This is a genomic window from Microbacterium sp. Z11_20 (assembly GCF_057197605.1).
The window spans coordinates 853,791-867,932 of sequence record NZ_JBXVOQ010000001.1 but is presented as its reverse complement, the minus strand read 5'-3'; the positions used below and the strand labels follow the sequence as shown (position 1 = coordinate 867,932).

Genomic DNA, 14,142 nt, shown 5'->3' with positions numbered 1-14,142 from the left:
CGACGACGGCTGAGCGCCGAGGCATCCCATGCGCTACTCCGCGTCCCGGTCCTGCACCGACAGCGCACGCTCGACCCCGGCGAGGTTCTCGTGCACGAGGCGGCGGAGCGCTGGCGGTGCATCCGGGTGCTCGGACAGCCACGCCCGCGTCGCGTCACGCAGGGCCACATCGGCCAGCGGCGCAGGGTAGAGGCCCACGATGAGGTACTGCGCGATCTGGTACGAGCGCGACTCCCACACCGGCAGCAGCATGTCGAAGTAGGGCTTCACGAAATCCGCGAGCGCGTCCACCGTCGCGGGGTGTACGAAGCCGGCGGCAGCCGCGCGCACGATCGTGTTGGGCGCGTCGTCGGTGGTGACGAGGGATTCCCACGCCGCACGCTTGGCGTCGGCTCCCGGGAGGGCGGCCTTCGCCTGCGCGGCGAACTCCCCGCCCTTGGCGGTGTTGTCGGCGGCCAGGGCGACGTCGATGTCTCCGACATCCACCAGGCCGCCCGCGGCCAGGGAGACCAGGAGCTGCCACGACAGGTCGGTGTCGACCTCGAGCCCCGCGAGCACCGTCTCGCCGTCGCGGAGGGCGCGGACGCGACCCCACTGCTCGGCGGTGGATGCGGCGGAGGCGAACGCCGTGACGAACTGCAGCTGGCTGTCGCTTCCCGGCTCGGCTGCCTGTGCGAGTGACCACAGGCTGTCGGCGACCCGTTCGCGCGTGGCATCCCGTGTCTCGGGGCTGACGTAGGCGTTGGCGGCGAGCTGGAGCTGCGCGAGGGTCGTCCGAACCGTGGTCGATTCGGTCTCCGACCCGATGTTGCTCAGCACCAGGTCGACGTAGTCGCTGGCGGAGGCTTCCGCATCGCGGGTCTGGTCCCATGCCGCACCCCACACGAGGGAGCGGGAGAGCGGGTCGCTGATGTCCTTGAGGTGCGCGATCGCCGTGCGCAGCGACCGGTCGTCGAGGCGGATCTTGGCGTACGCGAGGTCGCGGTCGTTCAGGAGCACCAGATCCGGGCGCTTCTGACCCTTCAGCTCCGGCACGTCGGTGCGATCGCCGTCGACATCGAGCTCGAGGTAGTGCACCTGCTCGAGCGCGCCGTCGGTGAGGGCGTAGAACCCGACCCCCAGGCGGTGCGGGCGGATGGTCGGGTAATCGGCGGGCGCGGTCTGCACGATCGCGAACCGGGAGATCGTCCCGTCGGAGGCTTCGTCGATCAGCGGCGACAGCGTGTTCACGCCGGCGGTCTCGAGCCACTTCTTCGACCAGCCGCCCAGCTCGCGTCCGCTGGTGCGCTCGAGTTCGGTCAGCAGATCATCGAGCTCTGTGTTGGACCACTCGTGCGTGGCGAAGTAGGCCGCGACCCCGGCGAAGAACTGCTCGATCCCCACCCATGCGGCCAGCTGCTTGAGGACCGAGCCGCCCTTGGCGTAGGTGATGCCGTCGAAGTTGACCTGGACATCCTCGAGGTCGTTGATCTCGGCGACGACGGGGTGGGTCGACGGCAGCTGGTCCTGCCGGTACGCCCACGTCTTCTCCATGGCGTTGAAGGTCGTCCACGCCTCGGTCCACTCGGTGGCCTCGGCCGTGGCGATGGTCGACGCCCACTCGGCGAACGACTCGTTCAGCCACAGACCGTTCCACCACTTCATCGTCACGAGGTCGCCGAACCACATGTGCGCGAGCTCGTGCAGGATCGTGACCACGCGCCGCTCGCGGATCGCGTCGGTGACCTTGCTGCGGAAGACGTAGGACTCGGTGAAGGTCACCGCGCCGGCGTTCTCCATCGCCCCGGCGTTGAACTCCGGGACGAACAGCTGGTCGTACTTGGCGAACGGGTAGGGATAGTCGAACTTCTCCTCGTAGTACGCGAACCCCTGTCGCGTCTTCTCGAAGACGTAGTCGGCGTCGAGGTGCTGCCACAGGCTCTTGCGTGCGTACACGCCGAGGGGGATGACGCGGCCGGAGGCGCTCGTCAACTCGGAGAACGTGGATTCGTATGGTCCCGCGATCAGCGCCGTGATGTACGAGGAGATGCGCGGGGTGGGCTCGAACACCCAGGTGGCCGTGCCGTCGCCGTGGCGCTGGGGATCGGGGGTAGGGGAGTTCGAGACGACCGACCACGGCTCGGGTGCCGTGACGGTGAACTGGAACGTCGCCTTGAGGTCGGGCTGCTCGAACACCGCGTACATGCGGCGCGAATCGGGCACCTCGAACTGCGAGTACAGGTACAGCTCCCCGTCGACGGGGTCGACGAAGCGGTGGAGGCCCTCGCCGGTGTTGGTGTACAGGCACTCGGCTTCGATGACGAGCTCGTTCTCCGCCTGGAGGCCGCTGAGCGCGATGCGCGAGTCGGCGAACGCACTGGTCTCCACCGTCCGGCCGTTGAGGGTGATCCGGTGCACCTCGCGCGCGATGAGGTCGACGAAGGTGTCGGCACCCTCGGCGGCGCCGAATCGGATGACCGTTCGCGACCCGAACGTCTCGGCGCCGCGGGTCAGATCGAGGGCGACCTCGTACGAGTGCGTGTCGACGACGGCGCGGCGTTCCTGCGCTTCGAGGCGGGTGAGGTTCTCTCCAGGCACGTGCTAGCTCCCAGGGGTGTCAGGGCGGGATGTCGCGAACAGCGCTGCTGACGCCGGTGGCAACCGCCCCAGCCTAGCGTCGACGTGCGCGACCGACGAGGGCCCGGTGGACGGTGAGAGGATGGGAGGGTGTCCCACGAAGCCCCCCCACCGCCCCTTGAACCCGCCGAGGTTCCGTACGCCAGCCGTGCCGCGCGCAGTGGGCTGCCCTGGGTCGAGGAGCCCGTGGCGTATGACGCGATCCTTCTCGCCGGCTTCGGGGGACCGGAGGGGCAGGATGACGTCATCCCGTTCTTGCGCAATGTCACCCGTGGACGCGGTATCCCCGATGAACGGCTCGAGGAAGTGGCCCACCACTATCGCCACTTCGACGGTGTCAGCCCCATCAACGCGCAGAACCGTGCGCTGAAGGCCGCGCTGGAGGCCGAGATCGCCCGACGCGGCCTCGACCTGCCGGTGTACTGGGGCAACCGCAACTGGGGTCCGTATCTCGAGGAGGCGGTGCAGGATGCCTCGGCCGCCGGTGACACGACGCTCCTGGCCATCGCCACCAGCGCGTACAGCTCCTTCTCCAGCTGCCGGCAGTACCGCGAGGACTTCGCCCGCGTGCTCGAATCCACGGGCCTGGGCGAGACGGTCACGATCGACAAGGTGCGGCAGTTCTTCGACCACCCCGGCTTCGTCGCCACCTTCGTCGAGGGTGTGCGCACGGCGGTGGCGGGGTTCCTCGCCGAGGGAGTGGCCCCCGATGCCATCCGGGTGCTGTTCTCCACGCACTCCATCCCGCTCGCCGACGCCCAGCGTTCGGGGCCGCGGGACGTGGACTTTGGCGAGGGCGGCGCGTACGCCGCGCAGCATCGCGCGGTCGCGGAACTGGTGATGACAGAGGTCGCCGAGACGACCGCGGATGTCTCGTGGGAGCTCGTCTACCAATCACGCTCGGGCCCGCCGAGCCAGCCCTGGCTGGAGCCCGATGTCAACGACGTCATCGCCGGGCTTCCCCAGCAGGGCGTGAGCGCGGTGGCGATCGTGCCGCTCGGCTTCGTCAGCGACCACATGGAAGTGCTGTGGGATCTCGACACCGAGGCGATGGAGGCCGCTGCCGAGGCCGGCCTGCGTGCGGTCCGCACCCCGACGCCGGGGGTGGAACCGGCGTACGTGTCCGGGCTCGTCGACCTCATCCAGGAGCGGCTTCGCGGCACGCCCGCCGCCGACCGCCCGCACGCGACCTCTTTGGGGCCGTGGTTCGACGTCTGCCGGCCGGGATGCTGCGAGAACGTGCGGGCGGGGTTCAAGCCCGCTGCCGCCGGCGTCGCTCCTTAGGATGACTGGCATGCGCATCCACATCGCCACCGACCACGCGGGTCTGGATTTCTCCACGCACCTGCAGCACCACCTCGCATCGCAGGGGCACGAGATCATCGACCACGGGCCGGTCGAGTACGACGCCGTCGATGACTATCCGGCGTTCTGCATCCGGGCGGCGCAGGCGGTCGTCCGCGATCAGGAGGACGGTATCGAAACGCTGGGCGTCGTCTTCGGCGGATCGGGAAACGGCGAGCAGATCGCCGCGAACAAGGTGCGCGGAGTGCGCGCAGCCCTCGTGTGGAGCATCGCGACGGCGGAACTGGCCCGCGAGCACAACGACGCGAACGTGATCGCGATCGGCGCCCGTCAGCACACCTTCGACGAGGCCGCCACATTCATCGATCGCTTCATCGCCACGCCCTTCTCCAACGAAGAACGGCACATGCGGCGCATCGCACAGATCGCCGCGTTCGAGCTGGACGGGGCGCTCGCTCCCGACCCGCGCGCGACCGTCGGGGGCCCCGACGTGCTCGCGGATGGTGACAGCTTCGATCCTGAGGCAGGCTGATGGCCTGCCTCAGGATCTTCGACGCTCTGCTGGTTCGACCGGGTGCAGGCTGATGGCCTGCCTCAGGATCTTCGACGCTCTGCTGGTTCGACCGGGTGCAGGCTGATGCCCGAAGGGCATTCCGTCCACCGCATCGCTCGCCAGTTCGACCGCAATTTCGTCGGGCGCCCGGTGGCGGCATCCAGCCCCCAGGGGCGGTTCGCCGAGGGCGCGTCGCTGCTCGACGGACGCGTCGCCCTCGCCGCCCGTGCGGTGGGAAAGCAGATGTTCCTCGAGTTCGAGGGCGACCTGTGGCTGCGCGTGCACCTCGGCCTGTACGGCGCGTGGGACTTCGCCGGCGAGATCCTCGTCGACCCCACGATCGCATCGGCCAACGGCCGGATGGGCCAGACCAACCAGCGGGGCACCGACCTCGACGAGGCCTCCGTGGCGGATGCTGCGCCGATCCTCGACAGCGCCGGGGAGAACTCGCTGTCCTCCATCGGAGCCCCGCGCAAGGCGCGCGGCCGCATCCGCATGTCCGAGCAGACCACCGGCATGCAGGAGGAGACCGAGTGGCCGCCTCCCGTGGTCGGCCAGGTGCGTCTGCGATTGCTCACCGACGTGACGTGCGCCGACCTCCGCGGCCCCACGGCGTGCGCCCTGCAGACGCCCGACGAGGTCGCCGCGTCGATCGCCAAGCTCGGCCCGGATCCGCTGGTGGACGGCGCCGCCGCAGGTGAGGAGCGGTTCGTCTCCGCCGTCCGCCGCAAGGCGACCCCGATCGGGCTCCTGCTGATGGATCAGTCGGTGGTCAGCGGCATCGGCAACGTGTACCGGGCTGAACTGCTCTTCCGCGCCCGGCAGAACCCGCACATCCCCGGACGCGACGTGCCGGAGGAGGTCGTGCGGGGACTCTGGCGCGACTGGGTGCGGCTGCTGACGATCGGTGTGGAGACCGGTCAGATGATGACGATGGACGACCTCGACCCCGACGCGTACCGACGCGCCATGGCGAGCCGCGACGACCGGCACTGGGTCTATCACCGCGCCGGGCTGCCCTGCCGGATCTGCGGCACCGCGATCGTGGTCGAGGAGGCCGCGGGCCGAAACCTGTACTGGTGCCCGAGCTGCCAGGCCTGAACCTCGGCGAGAAACGATGTTCCGGATGAGACGCACCGCCGCGCGTCGTGTCTCATCCGGAATGTCGTTTCTCGGGGCGGGTGGGCGCTGACCGTGGGGCGGCGAGCGCGCAAATAGGCTGGGGGCATGCGGCAGAACCCGAGCTCCGTGATGACGGATGACCCCACCGTTGCCGGGCGTGTCGGCGCATGATCGGCGAGCAGATCGGCACGCTCCGTGGCGTGCGTGTGGCCGGCGCCGGACGCGAAATGCTCGTGGACGACGAACCGGTCGATGTCTTCCTCGCCGGCGGTCGCATCCGCGACATCGCGCCCACCGGCGCTCTGCCGTCGGTCGGTGCCGTCATCGAGGGGGAGGGCGGGTGGCTCGTTCCCGGACTGTGGGACCATCACGTCCACGTGCTCCAGGCCGCGATGGTGGCGGTGCGCGTGCCGCTGAGGGAGACCGGCTCGGCAGCCGAAGCGGCAGCGGTCATGGGGGCGGCGCCGCAGACGGGGGGTCGCCGCGTCGGCACGGGCTTCCGCGACGCGTTCTGGCCGGATGCCCCGACCCTGGAGGTGCTCGATGCGGCCACCGGCGACATCCCGACCTACCTGATCAACGCGGACGTGCACAGCGTGTGGCTGAACTCCGCCGCCCTCCGCCGTGAGGGTCTGCCGGCCGATGCCGCGGGCATGCTCCGCGAGGAGGACGCCTTCGAGATCTGCCGGCGATTGAACGCCGTGGATGCTGCGACCTCCGACCGCCACGTCGCCGCGATCGCCCAGGAAGCCGCCTCGCGCGGTGTCGTCGGGATCGTCGACCTGGACATGGCCTGGAACCACGCGGCGTGGGTACGTCGGGTCGCCGCGGGATTCGACCGCCTCCGGGTCTCGTACGGGATCTATCCCGAGCACCTCGACGCGGCCGTCGCGGAGGGACTGCGCACCGGCGACCCGGTGCCGGGGAGTACCTCCGGGCTGGTGCGCGTCGGGGGCCTGAAGGTGATCACGGACGGATCGCTCGGCACCCGCACAGCGGCGTGCTCCCACGCGTACCCGGACGGCGATCACGGCACCCTGACGGTGGGCGCGGAGGCGCTGCGGGAGCTGATGACCCGGGCGACCGGCGCCGGCCTCGCCTGCGCCGTCCACGCGATCGGCGATGTCGCCAACACCTCCGCGCTGGACGCGTTCGCACTCACCGGCGCGACCGGTTCGATCGAGCACGCGCAGCTCGTCGCGCGTGCGGACATCCCGCGGTTCGCGCGCCTGGGGGTCGCGGCGAGCGTGCAGCCCGAGCACGCCCTGGATGATCGCGATCTGACCGACACGCTGTGGGCGGATCAGACGGCCCAGCCCTACCCGCTGCGCTCGCTCGCCGACGCCGGTGCCAATCTGCGATTCGGGTCGGACGCGCCGGTATCGCCGCTGGACCCGTGGGCGGCGATCGCGGGGGCCGTCTTCCGCACGCGAGGTGGCCGCGACCCGTGGCAGCTGTACGAGGGGATCGACGTGGACACCGCGCTGGCCGCATCCACGGCGGGCGGTTCCACCCGCGGCGCGCGCGTGGAACCGGGCGGTCTCGCCGACCTCGCCCTGTGCGAGGGCGACCCGCGGACGGTGGACGAGTCGGGGATGCGGGCGATGCGCGTGCGGGCGACGCTCCTGGCCGGGCGCGTCACGCACAGCGCGTGAGACGACGAAGCCCCCGGTGCGACCGGGGGCTTCGTACGGAAGGCGTTACGCGGCGAGGTGCGCGAACAGGAACCAGCGGTCCTTGTCGAGGCCCCGCTTGATCTCGATCGCGACGTCCTGCGTCGACAGGTCGAACTCGTCCAGTCCGTCGATCGCCGCCTGCAGCTCGACCAGCACGGCATCGATGTCGGAGATGACGGCGCGGATGATGACGTCGGACGGGGCGAAGCCCGCCGGCACAGCGGTCTCCTTCGCCTTGGCCGCGACGGTCTGCAGCCGCGAGTCCACGGGAAGGCCGAGGGCGACGATGCGTTCGGCGGCGAGGTCGGCCCACTCCTGAGCGTGCGCGACGATCGTGTCGAGCAGCTCGTGCACGCCGACGAAGTTGGATCCGCGCACGTGCCAGTGCGCCTGCTTGCCGTTGACGACGAGGGCTTCGAGGCCGAGCACGACGGGGGAGAGGAACTGCGCGGTCGCGGCGGCCATCGTGGTGTCGGCGGTGGTGGCGGTCGGGGTCTCTACGTTGCTCATATGTCCTCCTCGGAGCCCCAGGGCGGGCCCACTGGCGTCAACGCTACTCAGCGCCCGACATTCCGCAAGCAAGCCAAGGCTCGGCTTACACCCGCGTGAACGCGCGGAAATCCCGGCACCGTGCGCCGGGTCGACTACCGTCGAGAGGTGCCCTCCGCCGATCCTGCTCCCGTGCCCCAGAATCTCGGCGAACCCGCCGAGGTGCGCCGCCGGTTGCCCGCCGACCGGTCGCCCGAGCACGCCGAACCGGCCCGCTTCCTGCCGCACGTGCAGGGGCTGCGCGCCATCGCGGTGCTGTTCGTGGTGCTCTACCACTTCTGGCCCGGGCGCCTCCCGGGCGGGTACGTGGGCGTGGACATCTTCTTCGTCATCTCCGGCTTCCTCATCACCGGCCACCTCATGCGCGAGCTCACCGCCACCGGCACGGTCCGGCTCGGTCAGTTCTGGGCGCGCCGGGCGCGGCGCCTGCTCCCGGCCTCGCTCCTCGTCCTCCTCTTCTGCGCGATCGCTGCGCTGTCGCCGTACCTGACGCCGACGTCCGCGCTCCCGAACGAGGTGCAGGAGATCCTCGCGTCGACGTTCTACGTGGAGAACTGGTTCCTCGCATTCACCTCGGCCGATTACCTCGGCCACGGGGGCGAACCCACCACCGTGCAGCACTACTGGTCGCTGTCGCTGGAGGAGCAGTTCTATGTGATGTGGCCGCTGCTGATGCTGCTGGCCGCATGGATGGCGGTGAAGTGGTTCCGCGGACGCACGGCCCGCACGGTGCTCGTCGTCCTCGGAGCGGTCTCCCTCGCCTCCTTCGTGTTCTGCGTCGTGTTCACCCTCACCGACCCGGCGCCGGCCTACTTCGTCACCTTCGGTCGGATGTGGCAGTTCGGTGTGGGCGCCATGCTCGCCCTCGTCCCGCTGCTGCGGGTGGAGCATCCGGTGATCAGCTTCGTTCTCGGCTGGGGCGGCATCCTCGTGCTGCTGTTCGTGGCGTTCCGCTTCGACGGTCAGACCCCGTTCCCCGGCTACGCCGCGGCGCTTCCCACCCTCGGGGCCGCCGCGATCATCGCCGCCTCCAACACCCGGCGCTGGTGGTACCCGACGCGCATCCTGTCGCTGCGGCCCGCGCAGTTCGTCGGCAACATCTCGTACTCGCTGTACCTGTGGCACTGGCCGCTGATCGTCATCGCCCCGTCGGTGCCGTTCTGGGGCCTGACGATCTATCATCGCGTCGCGCTGCTCGTGCTGTGTTTCGTGCTCGCCTGGCTGACCAAGAGGTTCGTGGAGGATCCGGCCCGGTCGTGGCGTGCGCTGACATCGCGCCCGGCGCGGGTGACGCTGTGGTCGTCGCTGGCCGCGATGGTGCTGGTGGGGGCCGTGGCGGGGACGGCGTGGGCGGTGAACGCGCCGGCGTACCGTGACGGCGTGCAGGCGCTCGAGCAACTGCGCGACGACCCGCCCGCCTGCTTCGGGGCCGCCGCGGTGCTGGAGCCGCAGTGCGCGGCGACCGACTGGGAGGACACGATCCTGCCCTCCACCGGCTTCGCGGGTGTGGACCGCCCCGCGGACGAGCAGTGCTTCGTGCAGCTGAACAACGCGGAGGCCGTGTCGTGCGAGTTCGGTTCGGACGCCCCGGATGCTCCCACCGTCGCGCTCGTCGGCGACAGCCACGCGTACCAGCTGCTGCCGACCTTCCAGCGCATCGCCGAGCGCGAGGGGTGGCGCCTGACGACGTTCTTCAAGGGTGCCTGCCCGTGGAACACCACGCCGCTGGCGACGCCCGGTGCGTTCGGGCAGGCCTGCACCCAGTGGCGGGACGAGGTCGGAGCCGAGTTGGAGCGCGCCGACGTGGACGCCGTCTTCACCGCGGCCCTCGCCACGACGCCGTACTCCTCTGCCGGGTACGACTCGTCGTACGAGGCGGCCGTGGCCGGCTACCGCGAGGCATGGGCCACCATGACCGATCGGGGCATCCCCGTGATCACCGTGGTGGACAACCCCGTGTGGGAGACCGACCCGAACAAGTGCCTGCGCACGCGGGACGCCGCCACGTGCGACGCCCCGCGCGCGGACGTCCTGGTGGCCGATGACCCGCTCCGTGCGGCGGCGGAGGGGGCCGACGGGGTCACGCTGCTGGACTTCACCGATGTCTACTGCACCGACGACTCGTGCTCACCGGTCGTGGGCGGCGCGAACGTGTACCGGGATCAGGACCACCTGACCGTGACGTTCGCCGACACCCTGGCTCCCTGGATCACGGGGGCCGTCGCGGGCGCGCTCGCGTCGCCTCGCTAGGCTCGCACCATGACGATCGCCGCCGACGCCACCGTTCTCGCCCTCCCCGGCGCCGCCCCCGCGGTGGACGCTTCCGCCTTCGTCGCCCCCGGCGCGCGCGTGATCGGCGACGTGACACTCGCCGGCGAGGCGAGCGTCTGGTACAACGCCGTGCTGCGGGCCGACAGCGCGCCGATCACCGTCGGCGCCGGGAGCAACCTGCAGGACAACGTGTCGGTACACGTGGATGCGGACTACCCGGTGCGCATCGGCGAGAACGTCTCCGTGGGACACAACGCCGTGGTGCACGGCTGCACGATCGGGGACGGTTCGCTCATCGGCATGGGAAGCGTCATCCTCTCCGGCGCCGTCATCGGAGCCGGCTGCCTCATCGCCGGCGGAGCGGTCGTGCTCGAGGGCGCGGTCATCCCCGACGGCTCCCTCGTGGCCGGTGTGCCCGCCAAAGTACGGCGTGAGCTGACGGCGCAGGAGCGTGCGCGCCTCCGGGCGAACGCCGACATCTACCGCGGCCATGTGCGCACCCATACCGCCGCGGTGGACGCCGCATCGAGCGCGCCGTAACCTCGCGCCATGCGCATCGATTCGCTGCAGCCCGGCGAGGTCTTCGTCTTCGGTTCGAACGCGTCCGGCGCCCACGGCGGGGGAGCGGCACGCTTCGCGTACGACCGCTTCGGTGCGATCTGGGGCCAGTCCGAAGGGCTGCAGGGTCAGTCGTACGGCATCGACACGATGTCGGGCCTGCGGGTCTTCGCGGAGCAGGCCGCGAGGTTCCTCGACGTCGCCCGGCAGCATCCGGAGTTGCGGTTCCTCGTGACGGAGGTCGGATGCGGCATCGCCGGCTACACGCCCGATCAGGTCGCGGGCTTCTTCGCCGGCGCACCGGAGAACGTCGTCCTGCCGGAGAGCTTCGTCGCCGTGCTCGAGCGGGATTGACGGAGGTCGGAGGTTCTGACCTTCGTCGGAGCATCAGCCGGAGATCCTCCGACCTTCGTCCGATCCTCCGACGGGAGCGGGGCGCGCCGGGGCAGCGCTAAGCGGGGCTCGCCTCACCCGCCGTGTAGGAGTACTCGACCGGGCCTGACAGAGGCCGGAGGTTCTGACCGTGGTCGGAGCATCAGCCGGAAATCCTCCGACCTTGGTGCGATCCTCCGACGTCATCCGCCGTGGCGGACTGGCCGATCGGCGTCAGCTGCGAGGGGGGACCTCGATGACGATGCGTCCGTCCCGGATCTCGCCGGGCCGCTCACCCTCGCCTGGCGAGGGGACGGGTGCCGGGAGCTGCTGCCGGCTCTGCCAGTCCAGCCGCGCATCGTGCGCGGAGGGGTGGAACAGCGCGAAGACGTCCATGCTCTGACGCTAAGGCGCGGGCGCTCGGCGGCACATCATCCGATGGGACGATACCGACCGCCACCGTAGGGGGATGCGGCGCGCCGTGTGGCGGCGCACGCGAGATGTGGAGGGGATGACGGGAATCGAACCCGCACCATCAGTTTGGAAGACTGAGGCTCTACCATTGAGCTACATCCCCGCAACGGCTCACGCCGCAGCATCCCGAGTCTAACGGAACGCGAGACCACCCTCCGACCCGCGACGCCTGCCGCGCACGGATGAATCGGATGCCGGGGTGGTGCGCAGCCGGAGGGCGCTGTCAAGCCCGGGGTGCACAGACCCGCCACGGCCGGATCGACTAGACTTCGGGGGGATGTTCGTCGTGCGCGCACGTGCGCACCGCCCGGGGCGTAGCTCAGCTTGGTAGAGCGCCCGCTTTGGGAGCGGGAGGCCGCAGGTTCAAATCCTGTCGCCCCGACGAGATACCCCACGACCCAGACCTATGACCGCCGCTTCTGCGCGCGGACCAGCACGAGGAGAACGAAAAGGCATGGTCAACAGCACCGTCGAGAAGCTCAGCCCGACGCGGGTGAAGCTGCACATCACGGTCTCACCCGACGAGCTCAAGCCCAGCATCGCGCACGCGTACGAGCACATCGCGCAGGACGTGCAGATCCCCGGCTTCCGCAAGGGAAAGGTGCCGGCTCCGATCATCGACCAGCGCATCGGTCGCGGCGCGGTCATGGAGCACGCCGTCAACGAGGGACTGGACAAGTTCTACCGCGAGGCCGTCGAGGCCCAGAACCTGCGGGTGATCGGCCGTCCCAACGCCGAGATCGTCGAGCTGCCGGAGCTGAAGGACTACTCCGGCGACCTCATCGTCGACGTCGAGGTGGACGTGCGCCCCGAGTTCGACCTGCCCGCCTACGAGGGCATCACGGTCACTGTGGATGCGGTGGAGGTGGACGAGGCCGCGATCGACGAGGAGCTCGACCGCCTGCGCGGCCGCTTCGGCACGCTGGTGACCGTCGACCGCCCCGCCGCTACCGGTGACTTCGTCGAACTGAACCTCGTCGCCACGATCGACGGCGCCGAGATCGACCGCGCCGAAGGCGTGTCGTACGAAGTCGGCTCCGGCGAGCTGCTCGAGGGCATCGACGAGGCCATCGAGTCGCTGACGGCCGGCGAGGAGACCACGTTCCGTTCGAAGCTCGTCGGTGGCGACCACGCCGGCGAAGAGGCCGAGGTCGCCCTCGTCGTCACCGCCGTGAAGGAGCGCGAGCTCCCCGAGGCCGACGACGACTTCGCGCAGGTAGCGAGCGAGTTCGACACGATCGCGGAACTCCGCGAGAGCCTCAAGGACCGCGTCGGCCAGCAGTCCACCTTCACGCAGGGTTCGGCCGCGCGCGACAAGCTCGTGGACGAGCTCCTCGCGCAGGTGGAGATCCCCGTGCCGCCGCAGCTGATCGAAGACGAGGTGCGCACCCACCTCGAGAACGAGAACCGGCTCGAAGACGACGTGCACCGCGCCGAGGTGGCCGAGGCCAGCGAGAAGCAGTTCCGCACGCAGATGCTGCTGGACAAGGTCGCCGAAGAGGCGAACGTGCAGGTCTCCCAGGACGAGATGACCCAGTACCTCATCCAGTCGGCCGCGCAGTACGGCATGGCGCCGCAGGAGTTCGTCGACGCGCTGCAGCAGGGCAACCAGCTGCCCGCGATCATGGGCGAGGTCGCGCGCAACAAGGCCCTCGCCGTGGCGCTCGGCCGGGTGAACGTCGTCGACACCAACGGCAACCCGGTGGACCTCAGCGGCTTCGTGGCCGTCGAGGAGACCGAGTCGGACCCCGAGGACGAGGTCGTCGAGGAGGCCCAGGAGATCGCGGATGCGGCCGCCGAGGCCGACGAGGTGATCGAGGCCGAGGAGAAGCCGGCCAAGAAGAAGCGCGCCCCGGCGAAGAAGAAGGCCGACGCCGCCGAGTAAGACCCTTTCCGGATGCCCCGGTCTCCGCGCACACGCGGGGCCGGGGCATCCGCCATTCACGGCGCTGGGGGCACGGCTGATCTGCCCACGGCGAACACGCGTACCGGGGTCAAATGGCGCCGGTAGATTCGAAGCCAGATCGAACGGAAACAGGAGCACACATGCCCGAACCCCTGGTCGCAACAAGCGTCTTCGACCGGCTGCTGAGAGACCGCATCATCTGGCTCGGCTCAGAGGTGCGCGACGACAACGCGAACGAGATCTGCGCCAAGATCCTTCTGCTGGCTGCCGAAGACTCCGAGAAGGACATCTACCTCTACATCAACTCGCCGGGCGGCTCCATCACCGCCGGCATGGCCATCTACGACACGATGCAGTTCGTCCCGAACGACATCGTGACCGTCGGCATCGGCATGGCCGCCTCGATGGGGCAGCTGCTGCTGACCAGCGGCACCAAGGGCAAGCGGTACATCACGCCGAACGCCCGCGTCCTGCTCCACCAGCCGCACGGCGGCTTCGGCGGCACCGCCAGCGACATCCAGACCCAGGCGCAGCTCATCCTCGACATGAAGAGGCGGCTCGCCGAGATCACCGCAGCTCAGACCGGCAAGCCGGTCGAGCAGATCAACGCCGACGGCGACCGTGACCGCTGGTTCAGCGCCCAGCAGGCGCTGGAGTACGGCTTCGTCGACCACATCCGTGAATCCGCGACCGACGTCATCGGTGGCGGCGGCACCGCCGACAGCGGACCGGCTGCCTGA

At 69.9% G+C, this 14,142-nt stretch carries 12 protein-coding genes and 2 tRNA genes; 10 read left to right on the top strand and 4 right to left on the bottom strand.

All coding sequences use genetic code 11. The features are described from left to right. Positions 1 to 33: 33 nt before the first annotated feature. Positions 34 to 2,577: an aminopeptidase N gene (gene pepN / locus AC2DFQ_RS04165; RefSeq protein ID WP_484533027.1), complete on the bottom strand. Its 2,544-nt coding sequence runs from the start codon at positions 2,575 to 2,577 to the stop codon at positions 34 to 36. Between the two features lie 129 nt (positions 2,578 to 2,706). Here pepN and AC2DFQ_RS04160 point away from each other — a divergent pair, with 129 nt between their 5' ends. The 4 genes from AC2DFQ_RS04160 to AC2DFQ_RS04145 all read left to right on the top strand — a co-directional run bounded on the left by AC2DFQ_RS04160 (position 2,707) and on the right by AC2DFQ_RS04145 (position 7,251). Next, positions 2,707 to 3,900 carry a ferrochelatase gene (locus AC2DFQ_RS04160; RefSeq protein ID WP_484533026.1) on the top strand — a complete coding sequence of 398 codons (1,194 nt, stop codon included), beginning with the start codon at positions 2,707 to 2,709 and terminating at the stop codon, positions 3,898 to 3,900. Positions 3,901 to 3,910: 10 nt separating this feature from the next. Continuing rightward, complete coding sequence (locus AC2DFQ_RS04155) at positions 3,911 to 4,453, top strand: ribose-5-phosphate isomerase (RefSeq protein WP_484509095.1); 543 nt, start codon at positions 3,911 to 3,913, stop codon at positions 4,451 to 4,453. A 105-nt stretch (positions 4,454 to 4,558) separates the two neighbouring features. Then, on the top strand, positions 4,559 to 5,575 hold the full coding sequence (locus AC2DFQ_RS04150; protein ID WP_484509096.1) for an Fpg/Nei family DNA glycosylase: 1,017 nt from the start codon (positions 4,559 to 4,561) through the stop codon (positions 5,573 to 5,575). 188 nt (positions 5,576 to 5,763) lie between these two features. Next, entirely contained in the window at positions 5,764 to 7,251 is a 1,488-nt protein-coding gene (locus AC2DFQ_RS04145; protein ID WP_484533025.1) for an amidohydrolase, read from the top strand. Positions 7,252 to 7,296: 45 nt separating this feature from the next. Here the strand turns inward: AC2DFQ_RS04145 and AC2DFQ_RS04140 are convergent, their stop codons facing one another. Further along, positions 7,297 to 7,782, bottom strand: coding sequence for a Dps family protein (locus AC2DFQ_RS04140; protein WP_484509098.1), 486 nt, complete (start codon positions 7,780 to 7,782; stop codon positions 7,297 to 7,299). Between the two features lie 171 nt (positions 7,783 to 7,953). On the opposite strand from AC2DFQ_RS04140, the gene AC2DFQ_RS04135 reads away from it, so the two are divergent. Genes AC2DFQ_RS04135 through AC2DFQ_RS04125 form a run of 3 tightly spaced genes read left to right on the top strand, consistent with a single transcriptional unit; the run spans position 7,954 to position 11,004 of the window. Beyond that, a complete protein-coding gene (locus AC2DFQ_RS04135; protein WP_484533024.1) occupies positions 7,954 to 10,071 on the top strand; it encodes an acyltransferase family protein in 2,118 nt (705 codons plus the stop codon). 9 nt (positions 10,072 to 10,080) lie between these two features. Further along, a complete protein-coding gene (locus AC2DFQ_RS04130) occupies positions 10,081 to 10,632 on the top strand; it encodes a gamma carbonic anhydrase family protein (RefSeq protein WP_484533023.1) in 552 nt (183 codons plus the stop codon). Positions 10,633 to 10,641: 9 nt separating this feature from the next. Next, positions 10,642 to 11,004 carry an A1S_2505 family phage non-structural protein gene (locus tag AC2DFQ_RS04125; RefSeq protein ID WP_484533022.1) on the top strand — a complete coding sequence of 121 codons (363 nt, stop codon included), beginning with the start codon at positions 10,642 to 10,644 and terminating at the stop codon, positions 11,002 to 11,004. 252 nt (positions 11,005 to 11,256) lie between these two features. Here the strand turns inward: AC2DFQ_RS04125 and AC2DFQ_RS04120 are convergent, their stop codons facing one another. Both AC2DFQ_RS04120 and AC2DFQ_RS04115 read right to left on the bottom strand, forming a co-directional pair. Then, positions 11,257 to 11,418 carry a hypothetical protein gene (locus tag AC2DFQ_RS04120; RefSeq protein ID WP_484533021.1) on the bottom strand — a complete coding sequence of 54 codons (162 nt, stop codon included), beginning with the start codon at positions 11,416 to 11,418 and terminating at the stop codon, positions 11,257 to 11,259. 107 nt (positions 11,419 to 11,525) lie between these two features. Beyond that, a tRNA-Gly gene (locus tag AC2DFQ_RS04115) sits at positions 11,526 to 11,599 on the bottom strand. Positions 11,600 to 11,804: 205 nt separating this feature from the next. Here AC2DFQ_RS04115 and AC2DFQ_RS04110 point away from each other — a divergent pair. The 3 genes from AC2DFQ_RS04110 (at position 11,805) to AC2DFQ_RS04100 (ending at position 14,142) form a co-directional block, all read left to right on the top strand. Continuing rightward, positions 11,805 to 11,878: transfer RNA gene (locus AC2DFQ_RS04110), tRNA-Pro, on the top strand. 72 nt (positions 11,879 to 11,950) lie between these two features. After that, the gene (gene tig / locus AC2DFQ_RS04105) at positions 11,951 to 13,381 is read left to right on the top strand and encodes a trigger factor (RefSeq protein WP_484509103.1); all 1,431 of its coding nucleotides are present in this window, start codon (positions 11,951 to 11,953) and stop codon (positions 13,379 to 13,381) included. Between the two features lie 113 nt (positions 13,382 to 13,494). Continuing rightward, positions 13,495 to 14,142 carry an ATP-dependent Clp protease proteolytic subunit gene (locus AC2DFQ_RS04100; RefSeq protein WP_484509104.1) on the top strand — a complete coding sequence of 216 codons (648 nt, stop codon included), beginning with the start codon at positions 13,495 to 13,497 and terminating at the stop codon, positions 14,140 to 14,142.

What these genes read in the sequence shown, in the direction of transcription:
- AC2DFQ_RS04130 (WP_484533023.1), top strand. Translation starts at nt 10,081, where the DNA reads ATGACGATCGCCGCCGACGCCACCGTTCTCGCCCTCCCCGGCGCCGCC.
- tig (WP_484509103.1), top strand. Translation starts at nt 11,951, where the DNA reads ATGGTCAACAGCACCGTCGAGAAGCTCAGCCCGACGCGGGTGAAGCTG.
- AC2DFQ_RS04125 (WP_484533022.1), top strand. Translation starts at nt 10,642, where the DNA reads ATGCGCATCGATTCGCTGCAGCCCGGCGAGGTCTTCGTCTTCGGTTCG.
- AC2DFQ_RS04100 (WP_484509104.1), top strand. Translation starts at nt 13,495, where the DNA reads ATGGCGCCGGTAGATTCGAAGCCAGATCGAACGGAAACAGGAGCACAC.
- AC2DFQ_RS04145 (WP_484533025.1), top strand. Translation starts at nt 5,764, where the DNA reads ATGATCGGCGAGCAGATCGGCACGCTCCGTGGCGTGCGTGTGGCCGGC.
- AC2DFQ_RS04150 (WP_484509096.1), top strand. Translation starts at nt 4,559, where the DNA reads ATGCCCGAAGGGCATTCCGTCCACCGCATCGCTCGCCAGTTCGACCGC.
- AC2DFQ_RS04155 (WP_484509095.1), top strand. Translation starts at nt 3,911, where the DNA reads ATGCGCATCCACATCGCCACCGACCACGCGGGTCTGGATTTCTCCACG.
- AC2DFQ_RS04120 (WP_484533021.1), bottom strand. Translation starts at nt 11,418, where the DNA reads ATGGACGTCTTCGCGCTGTTCCACCCCTCCGCGCACGATGCGCGGCTG.
- AC2DFQ_RS04140 (WP_484509098.1), bottom strand. Translation starts at nt 7,782, where the DNA reads ATGAGCAACGTAGAGACCCCGACCGCCACCACCGCCGACACCACGATG.